Source organism: Maricaulis sp., from assembly GCF_017643475.1.
In the GTDB taxonomy this organism is placed as follows: Bacteria; Pseudomonadota; Alphaproteobacteria; order Caulobacterales; family Maricaulaceae; genus Maricaulis.
The window spans coordinates 365367-390138 of sequence record NZ_JAEPNI010000001.1 but is presented as its reverse complement, the minus strand read 5'-3'; the positions used below and the strand labels follow the sequence as shown (position 1 = coordinate 390138).

Here is a 24772-nt window from a genome sequence, read left to right as displayed (position 1 = left end):
TTAGAACCAGGACCGGGACCTAGAACCGTACGCCGAGCTGGAAGCCGGCTTGGTGGTTGTCGCTGGTCTCTCCGTATTCGCCACGATAGCTGAAGGAGAGGTTCACCCGGTCGCCCTGGATAAACTCGAAACCCGCATCGAAGGTGTACATTTCCTGGTCGATCTGGGTTTCGATCATCGCCGGGATCACACCCGCAGGCGCTTCAGCGAAGCTCATCGGCAGTCCGAGATAATCATCCGAATGCAGACGACCGCCAAAGGTCGCGCTGGCCCGGAATTCACGACCATCCTCGTACTCGCGGGTCCAGCCGAACTCCACGGCCGGGCTACCGATGATCATCCAGTCACTATCGCCACCGGACCGCATGCCGATACCGTCAGCACCGGTCTCGTGGAAACCGTTGTGGATGAGATTGGTGAAGCTCAGATCCGCACGCGGGAGGATGTAGAAGCCGTTGTCGAACTCCGTCATCAAACCGGAGCGGACCCGCAGGTCCACATAACCGGCTTCCGGACTGCTCTCGGCAATCTGCGGCTCGAAGACATTGATCAGACGCACAGTGTCATACTTCATCCAGCCACCACTGAGCGTGGCTGCGAAAATACCTCCACCGTGGAAGTCGCGATTGATCGTGGCACCAAGCGTCACACCTTCGCCATTGGTTCCGGCACGGGTTCCATCAATGTCGTGATAGTTCACGGACTCATACCCGATCGCCGCACCGGCGTTCCAGGTATCATTGATCGGACGCTGGAAGCCTGCGCGGACAGAGAAGGTATCCGCCTGGGTCGAGAAGCGTTCGAAGGAACGATCACGATCCGCCGTGCCCACATCCATGCGCGACCAGTTGCACTCTTCTTCCGAACGCATCGAGGACGGCGTGCCGCAATTGATGAGATCATCAGAGAAGGACAGGCTGGTATTGGTCAGACCCTGCAGCACGGCGATGTGCGGCTCCGGGTTCAGCTCCGTCATGATGTATTTGTACAGGTCCGGATCCTGGAGATTACCGAGCCAGGCCAGCAGGCGCCCCGTGCCTTCCGCTCCACCGACATCCAGATTGGAGTCCATATGAGCACCCAGTGAGCGCTCATTGCGGTTAAGACCGTCCACGGCACCAAAGTCCGTCTCGATATCGAGCATGATGCGATTGGCTTCTGCGCGGACCGAGAAGTCCACAGCCAGCGTATCGGTGATTTCCAGACCATTATTCGTCGCCGTTCCACCCGTGGAGGTGAAAAGCGGAGTCGGATCATTGTCGGACAGCCAGATGAAGGTCACATCACCGGTGCCATCGACCGTCACATCACCGGTGAGTGTGACATGGTCATAGTCATACGGACCATAAGCCACATCAAAGACCAGGTGACCGTCGGCCGTCTGGACATAGTCACCGTTCAGGGCGACCTGGTTCACCACCCGTGCACCGTAGAAGATGTTGTAGAGCGGATCGCCGTCGGCATCGAGATTGTAGAAGGTCTCGCCAGCACGCAGGTCAATCGGACGGGTCGTCGCCGAAAGTCCCATCAGGAAGGTGCCTTCGTTAGTGAAGGTACCACCCGAGACTGCCGGAGCAGACGCGGTCAGCTCACGCTGGACCTGGACCGTATCCGGAAGCGTGATCGCATTCGCGGACGCTGTGGTCAGACCATCCTGAACCGTGACATACCCCTTGTCGTTGCTGGCAGCGACGCCCTGGATATCCTGAACTTGGACCGTACCCTTGTTATTGGTCATGAGCAGACCCGACGTCGGAACGGCTGGCACGGAGCTGTCCTGAACCATCAACAGCGGCTTGTCGCTGGAAACTGTCGCGACTGTGTCTTGAACCTGGACCAGACCCTTGTCGCCGGTGACAACCGTCAGTGGCTCCTGCGGAGCGTTCGGCTGCGGACCACCCAGATCGATCGTGGTGAAGGCCATGAAGGTTGAATCGAGCTGGTTGTTGAAGGCGTTCAGCCCCGACCCCAGATCGATATTGCCGACGACCCAGCCGGTGTTGTTCACCGTGTCATTGCCTGTCGTCATCGTGATCGCCTGGCCAGACACGGCAGACAGGGTACCGCCCGTGTTGAGGACATTGTTGGCGCCGCCGTCAAAGAAGACACCCAGGCCGAACACGGAACCACCTCGGATATCGCTATCGAGGGTGATGCTCAGATCATCCGTACCATCACGCGCATCCGACTGCAGAAGGACAGCCACACCATTGACGTCGGGAACGATCACATCACCGGTGTGGATGATGTTCACTTCACCGGCCGTACCAGCACCAAGGAAACTGCCAAGCGATCCCAGCTGTGAGCCGAAATTACCCAGCAAACCACCCCCGCCACCAACGGACTGGGCAAAGATACCCGTCGCGCCAAAGCCGCGGATATTGATATTGCCATTGGTGCGGATCGTGATGTCACCACCATCGCCGTCACCGCCAGAGAACGGGTTCAGCCCGACATTGGTCGTGTAGGTTCCAAAGCCGAAGGAATAGTCTCCGGCGGCACCACCGCCACCACCGATAGACTGAGCAAAGATACCATAGGCACCAAAGCCTTCCGTAGTGATATCGCCGACATGGGTGATGTTGATGTCACCGCCATCGCCGGCCGAGCCGCCAATACCTGAGATCGTCACATCGCCCCAGGCACCTACGGAGCCGGCACCGCCAACACCGCCGCCGCCACCGATCGACTGGGCCATGATGCCATGCGCTCCATCACCCGTTGTGTGGATCGAGCCGGAATTGGTGATGTTGATGTCACCACCATCACCGGCTGCACCACCCCGACCGCCGATATTCAGCGTCAGAGACGGATTATTGAAGCTGTCGAGCAGCTGGTAGAACTCGGTCAGATCGGCAGCCGTCTGGATCGTCGCGCCGAGAGCTGTCCGGCTGTCATTGCTGTCGTCATAATCGGTCGCGCCTCCAACGCCGCCACCGCCACCGATGGACTGGGCGAAAATGCCATAGGCATTGGAGCCGGTCGTCATGACCATGCCGCTATTGTCGATGGTGACATTGCCGCCATCACCGGCCGCACCGCCAGCACCACCAACGGCGACATTGCCAGCGAGGCCGGACCCGCCGACACCGCCACCACCGCCAACGGACTGGGCAAAGATGCCATAGCCGCTGCGCGCATTGTCCGCGAGGATGACGCCGCTGTTGGTGACAACAACATCACCGCCGTCACCCGCAGCTCCACCGGAACCACCGATATTGATCGAGGCCGCGCGGTTTTCATCGTTTGAGATGAAGCCAAGCCAGGTTTTTACAAGCTCGCCGGACTGGGACACCAGACCGCCTTCACCACCACCGCCACCGACGGACTGGGCGAAGATTCCGTTGGACATCTCGCCGCTGACACCGATTGCACCCTGGTTGTCGACGGTAACTGAACCACCATCACCACCGGTGCCGCCAGAGCCACCCATGGACACTGAGACCTGGGTATCACGTGTGCCCGCATTGTCTGTGGAATTGTAGGACGTGACAAAGCCGCCGGCATCGCCACCGCGACCACCGCCGCCGCCGACCGACTGGGCGAAGACACCGTGAGCGGCACCACCGAGTGTTACAACGGTACCGGTATTGGTCACATCAACCGAGCCACCGACACTACCGGTACCGCCTGAACCACCAATTCCGATGGCGTAATCGCCGTTATTGCCCTTGCCGAACGACCCGGACGTGGCAAAGCCGACCCCGCCATCACCGCCACCGCCACCAATGGACTGGGCGTATACGCCGACCGCCTGGTCTCCCATGGTCAGGATAGTCGCAGCCGAGTTGACCGTCACCGAACCACCGGAATTACCAGCACCACCGGCACCACCCACAGAGACGTTGATACTGTTGGAATTGGTACCCACGCTGCCTGATGTCGAACCGGTCAGGAAAGCGCCAAACGTGTCTTCATCCACACCGACCATGCCGCCCTGGCCGCCACCGCCGCCGACAGACTGCGCGAAGACGCCGTGCGAGGCCTCGCCGCTGGTCTGGACCACGCCGGACAGGTCAACCGAGACATTTCCGCCAGTACTGCCATCGCCGGCGTCACCGCCAAGCGACAGGTCGACCGATGTGGAATTGGAACCGGTCAGCGAGAGATTGCCCGCATAACCGCCCTGGCCACCACCGCCGCCAACAGACTGCGCGAAAATACCGTAGGAAGCGGCACCTGATGTCAGGATGACACCGTCCTGGGTGACGTTGACAGCACCGCCGGCGCCGGCGATTCCGCCCGTACCACCGAGGGATATATTGAGACTTTTGGAGTTCGCTGCGGAGAAGGACGCCGTATAGGTCGCGCCGCCATTGCCGCCGCCGCCGCCAACCGACTGCGCCATGATGCCGTGGGAGACATTACCGCTGGTGCCGATATCGGAGGTCGAGTTGACGGTCGCAGTATTACCGGCACCACCGCCGGCACCGTCACCGCCCAGCGATACGCCCAGCGACACGGTGTTCGACGAGGTCAGTGCACCGGAGAAGGTACCGGCGAAACCGCCATTACCACCACCGCCGCCGAGAGATTGTGCGAACAGGCCGTGCGAAGCGTGCCCCACCGTGACGACGGCATCCCCCGTACTGGTAACGGATGCCGTGCCCGCGCTGCCGGCTGCACCACCGGATCCGCCAAGTGTCACGCCCAGCGTGGTGGAGTTGGAACCGCCCGTCAGCGTACCCGCGATCGAGAAACCGCCATCACCGCCACCGCCGCCGATCGACTGGGCAAAGACGCCGTGAGCGCCCGCGCCATTCGTGGAGACCGTGTCGGACTGGCTGATTGTGACATTGCCGGCATCACCGCCGCCTGCACCATCGCCACCGATACCAACATTGATCGTGCGCGCATTGGAGCCGGAGAAGGCTCCGGACAGATTACCCGTCCAGCCGCCATTACCGCCGCCACCACCAGTGGACTGGCCATGAATACCGTGGGAGCGGTCGCCCTGGGTCATGACCGCAGCCGCACCGGAGATGGTCACATCGGACGCATCTCCAGCCGCTCCACCCTGGCCACCGACTGTGACATTGGCAGAATTGGCCGCCTGGCTGGCGCCTGCACCGGTCCCGGACAGGGCAAACCCGCCCGTACCGCCACCGCCGCCGACCGACTGGGCCGTAATGCCGGAACTGTCATTGCCTGTCGTGGAGATGATGCCGTTATTGTTGACCGAGACCGCGCCGGCATTGCCGCCGTTGCCACCATCGCCGCCGACGCCAACGGAGGCCGTATATGTCGAATTGCCGACAGCAAAGGCGAGCGAACCCGTCCAGCCGCCGGTACCGCCGCCACCACCGATGGACTGCGCCAAGATACCCTGAGCCTGGCCACCCGAAGTGACAATCAGACCGTCATTGGTGACGGAGACATCACGCGCGATTCCGCCTGTACCGCCGGTGCCGCCAACGCCCACGCTGGCCGCAAGCGGGCTATTGCTGCCCGCAAGCGCAACGGATCCGGTAATCGAGAAACCACCCGTACCGCCGCCGCCACCAACGGACTGCGCAAGGATACCACGACCGCCATCAAGCAGCGTGCCGATATCGCCGGAATTATTGACCGTGACCGCCTGTGCATCACCGCCCGTGCCGCCATTGCCGCCCAGGGCAACGGAGGCCGTGTTCGCGGTGGAACCGACAGCGATTGCACCGGACACGGCAAATCCACCATTACCGCCGCCGCCACCAACAGACTGGGCTGCGATGCCGGAAGCATTAAGACCCTGCGTGGTGATGGTCTGGGTATTGTCCACCTGGACCGTGTCGGAATCATTACCCGTGCCAGCATTGCCGCCCAGCGCGACACCAAGTGCACCCGCATTCGAGCCCGCAGATCCAGAGATGGCAAATGCGAATCCGCCATTACCGCCACCGCCGCCGATAGACTGGGCGAGGACGCCGTGGGCGTCATTGCCCAGCGTGCCGATGACCGCGGTGTTGTCGACCGTGACAGCGCCGGAAACACCTCCGTCGCCACCATCGCCGCCAATCGCGACCGATGCGGTATAAGCACGTGAACCGTCGGTGACAGACACTGCGCCCGCCCAACCGCCATTACCGCCGCCGCCACCGATGGACTGGGCGAAGATTCCGTGAGAACCGCTACCCTGCGTGCCGATCTGCGCGGAATTGGTGACATCAACCGTGGAGGAAGTTCCACCGGAACCACCATTGCCACCCATCTTGAAGCCCCAGACCGGGATCACGCCGGTATTGCCTGCGCCAACCGCGACGCCCAGCGAGTAGTGGCCATTACCGCCGCCGCCACCGATGGACTGGGCGCCGATACCCATGGAACTGTCGCCTTGGGTGTAGATTGTGCCGGAGTTATCGACCGTGACCGCATCAGCCGTGCCACCATTGCCGCCCGCCAGGCCACCAATACCAAAGGAGGCTGCTGCACCACCGGAAAAGACTGTCGCCGAGCCGGTTGCGGCAAACGTGCCGTTACCACCACCGCCGCCAATCGACTGCGCCAGAAGACCGGAGGATCCATCGCCCACTGTCATCAGCGTCGAACGGTTGGTGACATCTGCCGTGCCGCCATCACCACCATTGGAGGCTACGCCACCGATGGAGAAGGGCACTGCATAGACCGTGGAACCACCGCCGAAACTGGCCGCAGCAGAGACAGCAAAGCCGGCATCACCACCGCCACCACCCAGGGACTGAGCGATAATCGCGTGGGAGCCCAGACCGGTAGTGGAAACAGCACCGGTATTGTCGATGGTCACGCCGCCGGCATCACCGCCATTGCCGCCATCACCACCAATACCCAGAACACCACCCAGTGCGCGATTGCCCGAGGCATTGATCGCACCGGTAATTGCGAAGCCGCCGCTACCGCCACCACCACCGATGGATTGTGCTTCCAGGCCGTGGGAATAGTCACCCAGCGTCACAACGATATCGTGTGAGGTCAGGGAGACATCACCCGCATTGCCGCCGATCGCACCTTCGGCGCCCAGGCCGAAATTCAGGCCGATGGATGTGGAACCCGAACCGGTGAAGGAACCCGCGATGGCTGCACCACCATTACCGCCTCCGCCACCGATGGACTGCGCGAGAACGCCGACCGAGAAGTCACCTTCCGTGCCGACCTGGCCCTGCACATCGACCGTGACATCATCGGAGTTGCTGGCCGCGCCAGCACCACCACCGAGCGAAACACCAATGGAACCACCATTAGAACCCGCCAGCGTGATCGAACCGGTAATGGACATGCCGCCATTACCGCCGCCGCCGCCAATGGACTGGGCGAGAATGCCGTGAGAGCGATCGCCTTCGGTGTAGACCGTATCCAGCGTGGTCACATAGACCTCGTTGGAATCCGAGCCGGCGCCACCATCTCCGCCAAGCGCGACGTTGATGCCAGCAGCGTTCGAGCTGCCCGCTGTGATCGAGCCGGAAATGGCCAGACCGCCATCACCGCCGCCGCCACCGATGGACTGGGCCAGGATGCCGTGGGCGTCATCGCCCATTGTGTAGACCTGTTCATTGGCTGTCACCCGAACGATGCCAGGCGTATCGCCGGTGCCACCGCCACCACCGATGGTCACTCCGATCGTCGCGGCTTGCTGGCCGAAGCTGAGACCGCCGGAAATGGACATGCCGCCATTACCGCCGCCTCCGCCGATCGACTGGGCGGAAATACCATGGGAGCCGTCTCCCATGGTCGTGACCGCATCGGTCGTGACCGTGACATCGCCCGCAGAACCGCCATCACCCGCGCCGCCGCCGATGGACACGCCGAGCGCGCCGCCGACCGTGCCGCCGGCACCAGCGCCGGCTGCAATGGAGAAACCGCCATTACCACCACCGCCGCCGAGTGACTGGGCAAGGACACCGATTGCGTCGTCACCCAGGGTGACGACATCTTCGACGACCACCGTGACATTGCGCGCGACTCCACCATCGCCCGCTCCGCCGCCAATAGTGACATTGACCGCGCCGCCGACGGTGCCACCGCCGCCGATTCCGGCTGCGATGGCGAAGCCACCATTGCCGCCGCCGCCGCCAATGGACTGCGCGAGAACACCGACGGAACCGTCGCCCGCCGTAGCGACGTCTTCTGCAGTTACGGACACATGATTGGCGTCCCCACCAATGGCGCCATTACCACCGAGCGAAACGTTGACCGCACCGCCGACCGTTCCACCAAATCCGGCTCCGGCTGCGATGGAGAAACCACCATTGCCGCCGCCGCCGCCAATGGACTGGGCTAAGATACCATGGGACTCGGCGCCTTGCGTGATGACATGCTCTGTCTGGGTGACCGTCACCGTGCCCGAATAGGAACCGGCACCGCCGCCGCCGCCAATCGAGACGCCCACACCGACGCCGCCTGTGCCGCCCGCAGTGATATTGCCGGTCGCGGACCAGCCACCATTGCCGCCGCCGCCGCCGATGGACTGTGCTGCGATACCGTGAGAGCCGTCACCGGTCGTCTCGACCACATCCGTCGCTTGAACGGTTACGTCATTGGCATACGCGCCGGCGCCAGCGTCACCGCCAAGCGCCACATTGACGGCGCCGCCTGCCGTTCCACCCACACCGAGCGTGCCGGAGAAGGCGAAACCGCCATTACCGCCACCACCGCCGATGGACTGGGCCAGGATGCCGTGAGAAATATCACCAAAGGTGAAGACACCACCGTCGGACGTGACCAGGACGTCGGCAAGCACCGTGCCGCCAGAGCCGCCATCGCCGCCCAGGGAAACTCCAACACCGACGCCCGCGGTGCCACCGATGGAGAGACTGCCCGTCGCCGACCAGCCACCATTGCCGCCGCCACCACCGACGGACTGCGCAAAGAGACCGTGGGAATTGTCACCAGAGGTCTGGATGATGCCATCACTGTGCAGCGTCACCGCATCGGAATAGGAGCCCGCGCCGCCATCACCGCCCATGGCGACATCAACACCGATACCGGCTGCGCCACCCGCAGTCAGCGATCCGGAGAAGGAGAAGCCGCCATTACCGCCGCCGCCACCGATGGACTGGGCGACAAGGCCGTGAGAGTTGTTCCCGACCGTGATCGTATTGCTGGTCGAGTCGACATAAACCGAGTTTCCGTAGCCACCGCCGCCGCCGGCACCACCCATGGACACACCAACACCAACGGCAGCGCCATCGGAAATGGCCAGCGTCGCCGTACCGGTCCAGCCGCCATTACCACCGCCGCCGCCGATAGATTGCGCCAGCAAACCGGAGGAGTTATTGCCGCTCGTCTGGATCGTGTCGGACGTGTAGACAATGACATGGTCACCGTCGCCGCCCGACCCCGCATCGCCGCCGACCGCAACGGATACAGACGCCGAAGCGCCCAGCCCGGCACTGACCGACCCGGCAAAACTCTGGCCACCATTACCGCCGCCGCCGCCCACGGACTGGGCGAGAATGGCGTGCGCATTGTCACCAAATGTCAGGACCGACCCGTCGATATCCATGCTGACGACACCGCCGTCGCCACCCGTCGCGCCATCACCACCGACGGCAACGGAAACAGACCCGAACAAACCAATGGACCCGGATACGGAATAGCCGCCATTACCGCCACCACCGCCGACCGACTGACCGAAAATACCCGTCGATCCGTTTTCACGCGTCTCGATCACAGAGCCGGCACCGGTATTGACAGAGACCCTGCCACCATCACCGCCTGCGCCACCATTGCCGCCGATGGCAACGCTGGCAAAAAGGCCGCCTGAGACAGCGCTGCCACCATTACCGCCGCCGCCGCCAACGGACTGGGCGAGGATGGCGCCGGAGTTTTCTCCGGTCGTCAGGATATTGCCATTGGCGTTCACCGTGACGGTATTGGAGTGGTTGCCCGTACCGCCACCACCGCCGACCGCGACGATGCCACCGCCCGCACCGCCATTACCACCGCCGCCGCCGATCGACTGGGCGACAATACCGGTTGCTCCGAAGCCCTGCGTCTGGATCAGACCTGACGTCGTTACAGTGACCGTATTGCCCAGGCCGCCGCCCGTGCCGGAGCCACCAATACCGACAATTCCGCCGCCCGCGGCGCCGTTACCGCCGCCACCGCCAATCGACTGGGCGAGGATGCCAAAAGACCGGTCGCCCTCGGTGAGGACACTGCCCATGGCAACATTCACGATACCGCCATCACCGCCATCATCACCGCTGCCGCCCACGGCAACGATACCACCGCTGGTGCCGCCATTACCGCCGCCACCACCGATGGCCTGCGCCAGGACACCGTGTGCATCAACGCCGGTCGTCGAAATCGTGCCCGTACCGGTGACATAGACACCTGAAGCAGAACCACCGCCCGCACCGGTGCCGCCGATGGCCGCAATTCCGCCGGAGCTCGAACCGTTGCCGCCACCGCCGCCGATGGACTGAATGAGGATGCCCATCGCACCCTCACCCATCGTCGTGATCAGACCGTCATTGTGAACATATACATTACTGGCCGCACCGCCGGAGCCGCCACCACCACCAACGGCCACAAGGCCGCCCGTGCCGCGTGCGGAACCACCGCCCCCACCGATTGACTGGGCCAGGATGCCGTGCGCTCGATCACCGGTAATGCCGAGATTGCTCTGGGTATCGGAGCCGGTCGAGATAGAACCATAATTGTAAACACGAACGGTATCGCCATCGCCGCCGGCGCCTGAGCTTGAACCCAGGGCCACAACACCACTGGACGCACCGCTGCGGCCACCACCGCCGCCAATGGACTGGGCGGTGATACCTACGGATTCGTCGCCGCGCGTGGTGATGGTCGCGCCGGACTGGTTGGTAACCGTGACCTCGCCGCCATTACCGGCACCGCCACCGCCACCACCAAAGGCGACAATACCACCAGAGGAACCGGAGTTACCGCCGGACCCGCCCAGGCTTTGCGCGAAAATACCATCAGCCCCAACACCGGTCGTGATGATGGAGCCGTGATTATCGACCGTGACTGAGGCACCATTACCGCCCGTGCTGCCACTGTCGGCATCGCCAACAATTCCGAAACTGTCGCCGGCATCGCCCGATGCGCCACCCATCGACATGGCCATGATGCCTACCGCGCCATCGCCGGTGGTGCTGATCGCGCCATGGTTGGCAACATTGACAATGCCGCCTTCGGCCGCTTCGCCGGATGAACCACCATCCGACCAGATGAAGCCGGAACCGCCATCACCGCCGCGACCGGCGCGGCTCATGGCAAATATGCCGTGGGAGTTGATGCCGGACGTGGTGACATCGACATAGCTGGTCAGATCGACCAGGCCGCCAACACCGCCTTCGCCGCCCTCGTAACCTTGAAAGCCGAAACCATAGGCGTCGCCACCCTGACCGCCATCGCCGCCGATCGAGACCACGCTGATGCCAGGCAGATCATTGCTGATCGAGTCGATATTGCCGTTGTTACCGGCAGTGAGCGTATGAACGACGTCAGGGCCGTCACCCCCATCCTCACCCGGATCGCCATTCGCGCCGATCGTGAAGCACTTGATGATGCAGATACGTGCACCCCAGGCATCATCGCCATCCGAGCCGTCGGAACCGCGCTGCCGATCCGTGAAGACATTGGTATTGCCTGCCGGGATGGCCGGGTTGACTGCGCCGGCGGGGGAACCGGGTGCACCTGCAATGCCCGAGGACGCACCGGACACATCGCCACTACGAGAGGTAACAGAGGCGAAAGAAACCGAATTGCCGCCAGAATCCTCGGCGGTGAAGGAAATGACGTCACCGCCGGCATTCGTGTTGATGGCCGTGACGGTGTAGGTCGTGGCGCTGCCGGCTGTATCCGAAGTCGCCGTCGGGTCGACAATCGTCTGGCCCGTCGCGGTCGCGATGATGATGATGTTGTAATTGCTGGTCATCACGACGTTGGAGCCCAGCACGGCCTCGATTGTCTCGGTCGCACCCGTGAGGGGGTTGGTGACCGGGTCACCGACGGACTGCGCCTGTGCAGCCGGCGCCAAGACTGCCGCCGCGCCAAGGCCCGCGAGCGCTATGCCCATCGCGTGCATGGAAGTACCCAGAAGCAAACGAGAAACGGCGCGCGCGCGGCCGGTCGAAACGCGGTTTTCCTTGGACACTTGATTCTCCCCCGTGGCGCAGGGCGCCAACACTACGCGTCCGCCAACAGGCGGACACCCCTCATGGGTCAGATCTAAGCACGAATACCAGCATCAAACCAAGGAAATTCGTCAATGCGGCCACTTGGCCACACCTCCAAAAAAATCACATCAAGACATTGATTTATTTATGATTCATCTAGTGAGCACCGCGACGGAGCAACACCGCCGGAATGGTTTTCAGAGCGATCTCGATGTCCAAGGCCGCAGACCATTGGCGAACATACTGAATATCCATCGCCACCCGGTCCGAGAAATCCGTTTCAGCGCGGCCAGACACCTGCCACAGGCCAGTCAACCCGGGGCGGGCCATCTTGTAGAAGGCAATATCGCTGCCATAGAGCTGGGTATCATCCAGCTCGGTGCCCGACGCGTGGACGATCGGCCGCGGACCGACGAGTGACATGTCTCCCCGCACGACATTGATCAGCTGAGGCAACTCGTCAATGCTCCAGGTACGAATGAACTCACCGAAGGCGGTGATACGTGGATCGTGGCGCAGCTTGCGGGTTTCAGCCCATTCGCGCGCAGCCCTGGCATCATCCCGCAGCAGCTGTTCCAGACGCGCCTCCGCATCGACCCGCATGGAGCGGAACTTGTAGAAGCGGAAGGCCTTGCCTTTATGACCCAGGCGCTGCTGAACAAAGACCGGCGCGCCCCCATCCGCGCACCAGATGACTAACGCCACCAGAGCCAGCAAAGGTGCCAAAACAATCAGGGCGGGAATGGAGAGGGCCAGGTCGACAAAACGCTTGAAGCGGCTGTTGGCCGGACGGCGGTCGATGTCCGCAACATCCTCACGCGAGGCACCGGCGCCGTAGACGGGAATATCGAGATCATAGGACATCCGTTCGGAGATCGTCTCCGCCAGATCCATGCCTCTTTCATTTCCGCGTCTCTCGTACACTTTAACCCCCGTTTCAGCCACCACGCCTGTTACGCAGTCGGCTACTCCGCGTAGTATTTCCGATAGGCCTGGTAATAGGCCCCGTAACTCGCATCGCCGTAACGCGACTGCTTCTTCAAGTTCACCCCCGTCAGCACGACACCAATGATGTTGGCGCGAGCCTTGCCAAGCGTTGCAATGGCGTTCTTGACGACCGGCGCGCGGGTCTCGCCCCAAAGGGCGTTGACGATGACGGCATCAGCACGGCTGGAGATAATCATGGTCTCGGCCACGGCCAGGACCGGTGGGCAATCGAGTACAACCAGATCATATTCCTGCTTGGCCCAGGCGATCAGTTCGGCAAAGGCCTTGGTTCCGAAAACGTCCTTGGTCGTCGTGCGCGACTTGCCAGCCGGCAGGATATCCAGATCGGTTTTGTTATCCTTGTGCACAGCCGTCTTGAAATCGCCCGCCCCCATAAGACTGTCCAGCCAGCCATTGCCGGCGCGCCCGGCCAGGGCATGAGACAAGCGACGACGACGAATATCGCAATCGATGACCAGCGTCTTGCTACCCGCCATGGCGGAGATCCGGCCCAGACACACAGAGCTCGTCGTCTTGCCTTCCCCCGGAACTGCCGACGTAATGGCAACGACCTTGTTCTTGCCCGGTTCATCCGACAGGGAAATCGTCGACCGGATCGAGCGAATGCTTTCGGCGAAACCGGAAAGCGGCTTCTTGACCAGGTATTGACCCGGCGTACGCGCACCCACCGTCAGCGGCGACAGCAAGTTGAAGCGCAGCATCGGAACAGACGCGATATGTGGCAGACCCAGCTTGTTCTCGACATCCCGATCCAGGAACAGGACATTGGTCAGCATCTCGATCAGGAAAATCACGGCCAGACCAGCAGCCAGCCCCATGGCCGCGCCGAGAGCCAGGTTCAGCTTCAGGTTCGGTGAGCTCGGCGCCGTCGGCAATTCGGCCTGCGAAATCACACGTGCATCGGACTGGGCCAGGGATTCCTGTTCGGAGGTTTGCTGGAAACGCGCCAGGATGGACTGGAAGAGCGTGCGGCTGGCGTCAGCCTCGCGCTCCAGCTCCTGCAGGCGAACAACAGACGCGTAATTGTCTCCCAGCTCGTCACGCAGGCGAGCCAGGCTTCCTTCCAGGGAATTCACCCGGCCACGCGCCACAGCCACCTCGTTGGAGAGGCTGGCAACGATGCGATCGACCTCGAGGGAAATCTGGCTGGAGAGGTCCTCGATCTCCTGGTTGATCGTCTGCATTTGCGGGTGACGCGGACCATAACGCGTACTCAGATCACCACGACGACGGATCGCGTCTGCATGGGCGCTGCGCAGATCACGGATGACTTCCGACTGCAGCGCCTCGGAAATGGTTTCCGCACTGGCTCCTCGGTCAACCTCTCGCTGGACCGTGCCCAGGCGCGCCTGGGCTTCTGCCAGGGCGGCACGCTGCATAACCAGCTGGGCGTTGACGTCTGAGATTTGTTGCTCGGTCAGCGTCGCACCGCCAGCATCCAGCAGGCCCGCTTCCTCACGGAAGCTCGCAACGGCTGCCTCTTTTTGCCGCACATCATCGCGCAGCGTCTCGACACGACCGTTTAGCCACTCATTGGCACGCTGCGTTGCGGCAAATTTCTCTTCAAGCTGGGCGACCAGATACTGGTCGACATAGATGTTGGCGATTTCCCGGGCAAGGCGCGGATTGGCGGACGTCACACTGACATCGATCAGATAGGAGACACCGCTGCGCTCGACATGCAGGCTGGACAGGAGCTCGCTGACCACGCGGTCGCGAGCAATTTCCGGATCAACCGTCGCCGTTGATGCTGCGCCGATAGCCTGGGTCGGCATCATGGCGTTGGCGAGACGAACAACCGAGCTCCGCAGCTGGTCCATCATGCCCGGATCGCGCAACTGCGGATTGAACTCGCTGACACCCATCAAGCCCATGCGATCAACGATCGCGCCAGCCAGGGAGCGGCTGCGCAGGACTTCAACCTCGGTGTCAACCGTAGCGGAATCAGGAGGACTTCCAGCAAGCACCGCGTCGAAATCGACGACCTGCGCCTGCTGGACATCCAGGGCGACCTGGGCGGTTGCAGTATAAAGCGGCGTTGAGCGAGCGGTGAAGACCACCGTCGCGGCCAGGACGAGCACAGCCACCCCCACAAGGGTCCAGAGGCGTCTCTTGACGATGTTGATGATGCCCAGAAAATCAATCAGATCTTCGTTTTGTGCATCCGCTGCTGCGTACATCCTGTCCATAACACTGCTCAAATACTCGCTGTGACCGTTTCATGTTCACCTAGATGAACACACCGGGCATGACGCCAGGATGAACTACGGTCTCAGCACCACCCTCAACCCAATTACGTTCTGTTCGAAATCCTGCCCCGGGAACGCGCCAGAGGACTCCTGGTCAATCCGTGTGAAGGATGCCTCGACACCCAAATTGCGATTGACATACCAGGTCGCGCCGGCCGAAGCCGACCAGCGCTCATCGACACGGTCGATGCCCAGGAAATCATGTTCGGACCGCTCAACCTCTGCGGACAGGACCAGATTGCGCAGCAATTCATGGTCCACACGCGCCGCATAGGTTTCCGAGGTGAAACCACCACTTGCCTCGAAAGGCGCGTCCTCGATGTGACGCGAGCCGCGAACTGTTACCGTCGTCAACTCGGTCGGATACCATTCAACCAAGCCATCCAGACCCCACCCGTCGAGCTTGCCCTGAGCGGGATCGTCATAAGTCTGCTCGTTGAAACCAACGCCGATAACACCACGCGCCACACCGCCAATATCAAAATCGGCACCGACATCGATCATGTAACCGTCGGAGTCACGATTGCTCGCGACCGCTGGTGGCGCGAGATCGTAATCGCGCTCATTCTTGCGGTAACGCGCGAAAACGGAGGTAAAGGGCGACACCGCGTAATCGCCGCGGATCGTGTAGATTGTCTCGTCGCGATCACGGAAATCCTGGTCGGCGAAACCACCGCCGATCAGCGCGGCATCATCGAAGTTGAAGTTCGACTGGTCGCGCCGCAGGATGACCCGCGTCCGGCCGAAATCAGCCTGGCCACCAACCCACCAGTTGGTGGTGTTGTATTCAACCGGCTTTGCCGCGATGGACGCAGCGCCGGCCGCCGTGCGGGGCTCAACCAGCTCGGCAGCGCCATACCCGGCCTCGAACAGGACGCTGCGCGTCAGATCGACATGTCCTGCCAGACCGATATCGGTCGTCCAGCTGCTCTCGTCGGAGAAATCATTGAATTCGCGCTTGAGCCCATGGGCCCAGCCGCGCAGCCCATGACGTGACCAGGTGGTCTCGACATCAATCGTCGGATTTATAATCCAGATCGTATCGGATTCCTCGCCGGTCGAAGCCGCGAAGATGTTGTCGTTGAAATCAACGCCCAGCGTCAGCTCGGGATCAAAGATCCAGGCGCCGTACTGGACGCCCTCGGATTTAAAATCGGGGCGTGAACGCCCCATGACACTGGCATTGCGCGCACGGAAGAAGTTTCCTTCCTCGGTCGGGTCATGGGCAAAGGCTGTTTCGGGCAGCACAAGGCCTGCCAAAGCGCTGGGCAACGCGACTGCGAAAAATCCGTACTTCATGGTTCTCCCCCTGGTTGTTTCCTGAGCACCGAATACGCTTTTAGCATATCAATAGTCCGAGTTCCCGCCGCCTGGCGGCGGGACCGGTGGACGAGGGCGCCGACCGCCCCACTCGTGATCCGACCAACGACGACACAGATTGATCTCGTCATCTCCCAGACCGGTCTCCGATGAATAACCATCATTGCCGCGCGGTTGGTGGATGCGGACATAGGTCAGGGCATTGCGAATGGCTACGACAGGCGCGGCAGTTGCCTGCACGACAGTCAGCGCATGGCGCTCTTCCGGCGCAGACGCGCCCGAAGTACGCAGGGCCGTCCGCAAGGCGGCCTCATACTCACACTGGGTTGCATCTCTGGCCAGCGAGTCGACGACATCGCGCAACTCGGTCACCAGTACGGGTTCGGGCTCGGGTTCGGGCTCGGGTATAAAGACGACTTCCGGTTCGGGCCCAGGTTCGGGTTCCGGCTCAAGTTCCGGCTCAGGGGCTGGCTCTGGTGTCAGCTCGGGCGCTGGCACTGGTTCCGGCTGAGGCTCGGGCTCCGGCACGTAATCAGGCGCCCATGCACACGGGTCCGGCGCCTCGCAGCTGGTGATAACATCGCTGTCGAACTCATAACCATCAATATCATCGGGCTGGAGCAGATCGACATTGGTCAGAGCGTCATAAAAGACCATGCCGCACTCTTCATCCATGTCACAGACGCCATCGGCCTGAACCTGGGCAAGGGCGCGGGACTCGGTCTCGCCATCGACATCGGCCTCGATCAGCACACGCTGGACGGCCGCCTCGATCTCGCACTCAGCGGAATCCAACGGCAATTGCTCGAGCACGGTCTTGATACGATCCGCCAGCCAGTCGACGGTCGCGACACCGCCGGCAGAGGCCGGAGCACCAAACAGGCAGGCGGCGCCCATGGCTGCCGCGGAAACCGTCAATGCCTTGCGATAACGAAGCAGCTCATGACGAGTGTTATGCGAATAATTGCGCATGCTTACCCCCCGTTTGCAGAGAACCAGCCGACTGCAGCCGACTGCCGTCGGTGCACACACCCCAAAGCCCCCGCTCGTGTGCGCGTCCCGAAAAAGTTAAGAAAAGGTATCAACTGGCCGTTCATCTCACCTCACCCAAATGGGTTAAGAGACGTTAACTTCGAAACGAGATCGGATTTCGACCGGAATGAGACGTGTTTTCGGCAGCGGCGTTCATACTTGCGTCAGGTTGGGAAAACGGGCCACGATGCGCGCATACACGTGAGGGGAGAGCGCGATGTTCGGTTTAGGAGGCCTGCAAGGCAAAGCCCGGAACATGCCGCGCTGTGACCGGCTGATCTACGCAATCGGCGATATCCACGGGCGCCACGATCTGCTCACCCGGCTCCTGACAAAAATCCGCAAGGACAAGGGCGATTCCGAGGCTGAAATCATCCTGTTGGGGGATTATGTCGATCGTGGACCCTACTCCCGGGGTGTACTGGAATCATTGAGTGCTGGCGCACCTGACGCCAGCATTCGCCTCACTTGTCTTCGCGGCAATCACGAGCAGACCCTCCTGACATTCCTCAACGATCACCAAATCGGTCCCGAGTGGGGCAAACATGGCGGCGTGGAGACGCTTGCGTCCTATGGAGTCTCGCTTCCAAAACGGCGCACAAATCCGGACGACTGGGCGCCGTGCCAGGCGCAATTACGTGAGAACATGCCAGCCCATCACCTCGCCTTCCTGGAAAGTCTTCCGGTGATGGCTGACCGCGAGCCCTATCTGTTTGTGCACGCAGGTATTGATCCGGAAACACCCCTTGGGGAACAGTCCAGCAAGACCATGATGTGGATCCGGGAACCGTTTCTCAGCTTCAATGGTCGCTTCGAGCGTTTCGTCATTCACGGCCATTCAGCTGACAAGAAGCCGACCCGTAAAAGATACAGGCTGGGCATAGATACCGGCGCCTATATCACGAACACGCTGACCGCAGTCCGTCTGGACAAACGCGGTGCCAGGTTGATCCAGAGCTAGACCCTGCCACGCTTTCGCCATACCTGCCCCGAAATCACCCAATTGGGTTAATACCGCATTCAAGCTCGCTGCTAGACCTTTTACGGACTGTTAACTCACAGGACCCGGGCGGTTTAGCGTGGCTGATATCTATCTCGAAGACGGACGCAATCAGGATGGCGAAAGCCAGGTCGCGACCGGTAACGCCTTCAAAATTCTGGGCATAGCCATAAGCGCGACCTCACTTGATCGCGCGGCGGACCAATTGGAAACCTGGTCTGAGGACAAGCTGGGACGCTTTGTCTGCATTCGCGATACGCCCAGCCTGGTCCACGCCCAGGATGATCCCGAGTTCAAGGCCCTTCACACTCAGGCCTCTATGGTAACGCCAGATGGATCACCCCTGGCACTCGTTGGCTGGCTTCGTGGCTATGATGTCAGCCGCACCTGTGGCCCCGACCTGTTCGAGCTGATGATGTCACGCGCCCAGGCAAACGGGCTGAAACACTATTTCTACGGCGGCAAGGACGGTGTGGCGGATCAACTCAAAGTGCGCATGGAGGAGAGATACCCCGGTGTGCAGATCGTCGGCACGGAATGCCCGCCCTTCCGCCGGCCAACGCCGCAGGAGGAAAGCGAGACCATCGAGCGCATCGTGGAATCCGGGGCCGACATTGTCTGGGTCGGACTGTCCTCCCCGAAGCAGGAATTCTGGATGGCGCGCAATCGCGATCGCCTGCCCTGCACGCTGATCGGCGTGGGCGCCGCCTTTGACTTTCACTCCGGTGAAGTCGAGCGCGCACCACGCTGGATGCAGAAATCCATGCTGGAATGGGCACACCGCCTCTACTCCGAACCGAAACGCTTGTGGCGACGCTATTTGATCCTTGCTCCGAGATTCGTCATGTTGGCCGGACTTGAAACCCTTCTGGCTGCGCGGCTCTGGCGACGACGCAGAACGACCGCTCCTTAAGGAGTCGCTCACTGTGCTGACACGATTGTGGGCCCTGGCCCGGGAATACAGAGACGTCAACTGGTCGCTGATGGACCAGGCGCTCGTATCCGGCTCGAATTTCCTCACCGGTGTATTGATTGCCCGCGCGCTCGGCCTGGAAGGTTTTGGCATGTTTGCCCTGATCTGGCTGATCGCGGTCTTCATCCAGAATATCCAGCACGCAATCATCAACACACCCCTGCTCACCTATGGCGCCCAAGCCAATGAAGAAGACCGCCCGACCCTGCTCGGAGCCGTCATGATACGCCAGCTGGTGTTTTCGGGCGCTTCTACATTGCTGACCTTCGTCACCATGGTTGCGACCATGGCCATGCAGGAAATCCCCAATATCGGCATGGCCGCCGCACTGTCTGCCTGCATTGCAACGACCCAGTGGCAGGATTTTTTCCGGCGCCTCTACTTCACCGTCGACAAGCCGTTTGTCGCGACCCTGATTGATAGCGTGCGCTATCTCGGCCAACCTCTGTTTCTGCTTGTTCTGCTGGCCTTCTCAGCGGAAACCCTCTCTGTCACAACAGTGTTGTGGATCACGGCACTTACAGCCGGCCTCAGCTGCCTGGCGGCGCTCTTTTCCCTGCCGAAAATCCAGGCGCCTGGAGCCGAGTTCAATGCCATCAATGACTTGCACTGGGAGTTCGGAAAGTGGATGGCCGGCACCGCCATCCTTCAGTGGATAGCGCTCAACATTTTCACGCTTTTGTCCGGCGCCTTGCTGGGGCCAGCCTATGCAGGCGCCCTGAAGGCCACGCAGTCCCTGCTCGGTATCCTGCACATTCCGTTTTTTGCACTTGATAATTTCCTGCCATCTCGCGGCAGCCGGGCGCTGCAGACCGATGGCAGCGTCGGCCTGGACAAAATGCTGACGTCCTATCTGCTTTATGGCACCGGAGCCGTGCTGGGTGTTGCCCTGATTTTCTTTGTCGCCCCGGCCTTCTGGCTGGGCATGGTGTTTGGCGAGGATTTCACCGCTCACGCGGACATTCTGCGCTGGTACGGTCTGATCTATGTCTTCTACTTCATCAATCTGATCTACCGCTTCGGGTTGCGAATTCTCGGGAAAACACAGGCTATTTTCGCAGGTTATGTCGCGGCCGTCGGCATCCTTGCGGTCGTCGCCTATCCGCTCTTGCTCAATTTCGGGCTGGCCGGTGCGGTATTTGGATTGGCAGCCGTGCCTCTGATCCACCTCGCTGTTCTCTATCCGGGATATCGCAAGGCCCTCATGCGCAAGGAGCCACCGGCATGACCGGTCTCCCCCTGCGCTATACACCTCGCCTGATCAGCCTGGTCGCCCTGCTGGCGATCCCGGTGTTTTTCTACGCCAAAAGCTTCGACGCCTTCCGCCCGTTAGGGTCCTTGCCACTGCTGGCTGTGCTGGGCCTGTGCGTTGCCGGAACCGTGCTGATGCGTCGGGTTTTCGTGAACTGGATTTATGTTGTCCTGGTAGGCTACAGCCTCTTTATCCTGGCCCTGTCCCTGATGGGTTTGATGCCGGAAGCCTGGACACGCTATTTCGAGACCGAGGCTGCGCTGCGTCACTGGCTGGCCATTCCGTCACTGGCGCTGGCGACGACCGTGTTTGTAGGCCTGTTCACGCGGTACCGTGACTTCATCGTCAAGCGCGCGCTGGCCCTCACCATATTCTTCTACCTCTACGAACAGGCGATGCTTTTCCTGACCGACGAGGATTTCTACTGGCTGATGTATGACGTCAAGAACCAGTCGATGGCGACAATGATGACGCTGATCATCTTCCTGTTCAGGGAGCGTCGCGCGATCTGGATCGATCTGGCGCTTATCATGATCTACCTGTTGATGGCGGCCTCTTCGTCCCACCAGATCCTCGCCCTGGCGCTGCTGGCGCTGCGCCTGGCACCACGGGAAAACTGGGTGGTCATCGGCGTGGGGTCGGTCATTGGCCTCATGCTCATCCTGGCACCCATCTATGCTTCGAACCTTTGGGAAATCGACCGTAATGCGGCTGTACGAGCGATCATGTGGCGCGATGCGGTCGACGCCATGGTCCAGTCGAACGGGCTCGGTGTCGGCTTTGGCACGGAATACATCCGCAACCAGTTTTACGCACTCGGCGTGGGCGATTGGCGCGTCGTATCGGAAGGCGGCGATTCCCGGCTGTATCTGAGTTCCCACAGTGCCATCTATGACATGGCCGTTCGTCTGGGCCTGCCAGGCATCTTACTGGCAACAGCCTGGATCGGCTCCATCGCCCTGGCGCCGCGAGGCCTCAGCGCCATCGGCCGCAAGACCTATGCCGCCATGTCCTGTTGTTTCATTGTCTTTGCAGCCTTCAATCCGGTCCTGAACTCGTTCAACATCATCTTCGGCGGCGCCATGATGCTCGCCTGGATGCAGGTCATTGCGCTGGAAGCCAGATCGGCCCGATCAGCTGAACCCGCGACATCGACAAATTCATTGCCGGTTCAGGCGGCTGGCTGATAATCTCAATTACAAGCTAACTCCATTGTCTGGGAGGGGAAAATGGCTCGCGCATTTGTATTGTTCCTGATTGTTTCGCTGACCAGTGTCGGCCTCGCGCTGTTTTCTCCGACTGCCCAGGCCCAGGCACAAGCGGGTCAGCCGGTCTATGTCCTCGGCTCCGGCGACCAGATCAGCGTGACCGTCTATGACGAGCCCTCGCTTTCCGGCCAGTTCCAGGTTGACGGCACCGGTTCGGTTTCCCTGCCTCTGATCGGCCAGGTCCAGGCGGGGGGCCTGACGGTTCCCGAATTCGAGCAGGCGGTCGAAACAGCTTTTCTGGACGGATATCTCAATCATCCGCGCGTCAATGTTGCGGTGCTGAACTACCGGCCCTACTACATTCTCGGCGAAGTCCAGACCGCCGGTGAATACCCCTATACGGACGGCCTGACGGTCCTGAACGCGGTTGCCACAGCAGGTGGCTTCACCTATCGCGCGCGCCAGAACACCGTTTACATCAAGCGTGCCGGAGAAGAGGATTTTCAGCAGATCCGCCTTTCCGCGTCCACCCGCGTACAGCCTGGTGACACAATCCGGATCGCAGAACGTTTCTTCTAGGCGAACGGGCTGGGGGAGCTCGAATGTCGCGTCGCGCACCAACATTGGCAGCCAGTCTTGTCTGGGCATCACCCCTGGTGGTGCCGCTGGCGTCAATTCCGCTCTATGGCGGTGACACACCGGCCGCCACACTGGCCCTGTCCGGAATTGCCTTTCTCCTCGCAGCCCTGGCCGTGATATTCTCACCGCAGCGCCCCATCCAGCTGCCGCTGGTCGGAGCGTTCTTCTATGTCGCCTTCATCGGCTTCGCGCGCTACCAGGGCTGGCTGTCCTCCGGCATGCATGAATACGCAGCGCTGGGCGCGTGCGGTGCGATCTGCCTGGTCGGCTATCTTGCCGGGCATAACGGGCGGTTGGTCGAGCGCCTCTGGCAGTGGAGCCTGTGGGCCGGCGGCGCCCTGGCCGTAGCGGCCTTCCTGGATTTCGCACTGGACCCCGAGTTCAGCTTCGGGCGGCCACGCCCCTACCATTCCGAACGCCTGGCAGCGCCCTTCCTGTCGGCGAACACTGCGGCAACATTCTACGGCATCATTGCCGTCATGAGCGCCGCAGAGCTCAGCCGCATCCTTTCAGCACCCGCCGCGCATCCGCTCAAGACAGTGGAGCGCATTGTCGTTCGCGGACTTTTCCCGACCACTTTCCTGCTCTTTGCCTTCTCCAATGTTATCCTATCGGCATCACGCGCCGGGCTCGTGGCCACAAGCACGGCCTTGCTGTTTCTGGTGTTATGGGAGGTATTGTCGCGCCTGCTGCGGGGTCGTCTGAGCTTGTCGCTTGCCAAAGTCAGCAGTTTTGGCGGTATCCTGATCCTGGTCGCTGGCGCGCTGTTCCTCGCCTCAGGTGATTTGCTGCAGGACCGCCTCGCCAGCGCAGGCGAGGACGACACCAGGATTGTGTTGCTGCAGGCCTATTCCAGCGCCGTTGATCTGGAACCAGTCTTTGGTCACGGCCTGGGCAGTTTTGCGTGGGTCAATGATCTGATCGTCACCCCGGAGAACGCCGACCTGTTGCAGACTCAGGGCGCGGCACACAATGTCTATCTGCAATGGCTGATCCAGGCTGGCATCGTCGGCACGGCCCTGCTGGCCTTCATCCTGCTGCCGATCCTGCTGAGCATTTTCATGGGACTATTCCGACGCAGGCGCCGCACCACCTATCTGCGCGCGACACTGTGCATCGTAATGCTGGTTGGCGCTCACGGGATGGTGGATTACGCGCTGGAAATCCCGATGGTCGCCTGGTGGTTCGCCTGGATCATCGGACTTGCCGCCGGACTTTCGGTGAAGGGGGCAAGCCATGAAAACTGAGCGCCTGCTGAACCTTGTGACCCGCGCTGGTCTCGCGCTTGGCCTGTTAGGCTTTGCCGCCTGGTCGGGTCTCGCCGCCATTGAACGGGCCGATGGCGCGTCGATGGCAGAGATGTCGGACACCGCCTTCAGAGTCCGCATGGCCGGAGGACTACCAGAGGGCGCTTCGGCGAGCTGGTATGCCGCCGTGGGCGAACGCGCCCTGCGCGTAGATGGATACGATCCGGAATTTGCCGTGCTCGCTCTTGAACGCTCACTCCGGCTTGAAGACAGGGATGGTGAAAACTGGGCCCGCCTGGCCTATGCCCGCCTGGTCGCTGGAGACAGCCCGATATCTGTATCCACCGCTCTAGGTCGCTCCTATCAGCGCATGCCGATTGGCCAGTGGCAGTTTCGCCGCTGGCGCCTGACCCTGGTCGAGGCAACCTGGCCAGAACTGCCGGTCAGCGTTCGCGCGCAGGCGGCTCTGGAAGCCGCACAACAACCTGTGGGCTGGCTGGAAGATCACTCCCCAAGCGTGCTTTCTGCCATGCAATCAGGAAGCTAAGAGACTATTTTCCTGACCCGTTCGGATGAGGATTCGCCTGAAAAGCGACCCGACTAACCTATTTGGGGTAGTCTCTGGACAATTTTTTTGTATTCTAAGGCATCCAGTTGCGAAAACTGTTAGCAGTCTCATGATTGGTTCAAGTTTGGTCACTGCGCACAATAATTCACGGGGTAAGCACGGACGGTAATCGCCG

General features: G+C 61.4%; 12 protein-coding genes. 7 read left to right on the top strand and 5 right to left on the bottom strand.

Translation table 11 applies throughout. From position 1 onward, the window contains the following. Nucleotides 1-19: 19 nt before the first annotated feature. From JJ889_RS01905 to JJ889_RS01885, 5 genes are all read right to left on the bottom strand, one after another. On the bottom strand, nucleotides 20-12079 hold the full coding sequence (locus JJ889_RS01905; protein WP_291891070.1) for an autotransporter outer membrane beta-barrel domain-containing protein: 12060 nt from the start codon (nucleotides 12077-12079) through the stop codon (nucleotides 20-22). A gap of 178 nt (nucleotides 12080-12257) precedes the next feature. Next, on the bottom strand, nucleotides 12258-13025 hold the full coding sequence (locus JJ889_RS01900; RefSeq protein ID WP_291891069.1) for a sugar transferase: 768 nt from the start codon (nucleotides 13023-13025) through the stop codon (nucleotides 12258-12260). A gap of 41 nt (nucleotides 13026-13066) precedes the next feature. Next, entirely contained in the window at nucleotides 13067-15298 is a 2232-nt protein-coding gene (locus JJ889_RS01895) for a polysaccharide biosynthesis tyrosine autokinase (RefSeq protein ID WP_291891068.1), read from the bottom strand. 75 nt (nucleotides 15299-15373) lie between these two features. Next, nucleotides 15374-16657 carry an outer membrane beta-barrel protein gene (locus JJ889_RS01890; RefSeq protein ID WP_291891067.1) on the bottom strand — a complete coding sequence of 428 codons (1284 nt, stop codon included), beginning with the start codon at nucleotides 16655-16657 and terminating at the stop codon, nucleotides 15374-15376. A gap of 48 nt (nucleotides 16658-16705) precedes the next feature. Beyond that, a complete protein-coding gene (locus JJ889_RS01885; protein WP_291891066.1) occupies nucleotides 16706-17650 on the bottom strand; it encodes a hypothetical protein in 945 nt (314 codons plus the stop codon). A 277-nt stretch (nucleotides 17651-17927) separates the two neighbouring features. Between JJ889_RS01885 and JJ889_RS01880 the strand changes: the two genes are divergently transcribed. The 7 genes from JJ889_RS01880 to JJ889_RS01850 all read left to right on the top strand — a co-directional run bounded on the left by JJ889_RS01880 (nucleotide 17928) and on the right by JJ889_RS01850 (nucleotide 24576). Further along, nucleotides 17928-18671 carry a metallophosphoesterase family protein gene (locus JJ889_RS01880; RefSeq protein ID WP_291891065.1) on the top strand — a complete coding sequence of 248 codons (744 nt, stop codon included), beginning with the start codon at nucleotides 17928-17930 and terminating at the stop codon, nucleotides 18669-18671. Between the two features lie 118 nt (nucleotides 18672-18789). Next, nucleotides 18790-19623, top strand: a complete 834-nt coding sequence (locus JJ889_RS01875; protein WP_291891064.1) for a WecB/TagA/CpsF family glycosyltransferase — start codon at nucleotides 18790-18792, stop codon at nucleotides 19621-19623. 13 nt (nucleotides 19624-19636) lie between these two features. Then, nucleotides 19637-20911 carry a hypothetical protein gene (locus JJ889_RS01870; RefSeq protein ID WP_291891063.1) on the top strand — a complete coding sequence of 425 codons (1275 nt, stop codon included), beginning with the start codon at nucleotides 19637-19639 and terminating at the stop codon, nucleotides 20909-20911. Further along, a complete protein-coding gene (locus tag JJ889_RS01865; protein ID WP_291891062.1) occupies nucleotides 20908-22122 on the top strand; it encodes a hypothetical protein in 1215 nt (404 codons plus the stop codon). The genes JJ889_RS01870 and JJ889_RS01865 overlap by 4 nt, the downstream gene beginning before the upstream one ends. Before the next feature lie 42 nt (nucleotides 22123-22164). Then, nucleotides 22165-22722, top strand: coding sequence for a polysaccharide biosynthesis/export family protein (locus JJ889_RS01860; RefSeq protein ID WP_291891061.1), 558 nt, complete (start codon nucleotides 22165-22167; stop codon nucleotides 22720-22722). 23 nt (nucleotides 22723-22745) lie between these two features. Continuing rightward, entirely contained in the window at nucleotides 22746-24029 is a 1284-nt protein-coding gene (locus JJ889_RS01855; RefSeq protein ID WP_291891060.1) for an O-antigen ligase, read from the top strand. Further along, nucleotides 24019-24576 carry a hypothetical protein gene (locus JJ889_RS01850; RefSeq protein WP_291891059.1) on the top strand — a complete coding sequence of 186 codons (558 nt, stop codon included), beginning with the start codon at nucleotides 24019-24021 and terminating at the stop codon, nucleotides 24574-24576. Before JJ889_RS01855 ends, JJ889_RS01850 begins: the two co-directional genes overlap by 11 nt. The last annotated feature ends 196 nt before the right edge of the window (nucleotides 24577-24772 follow it).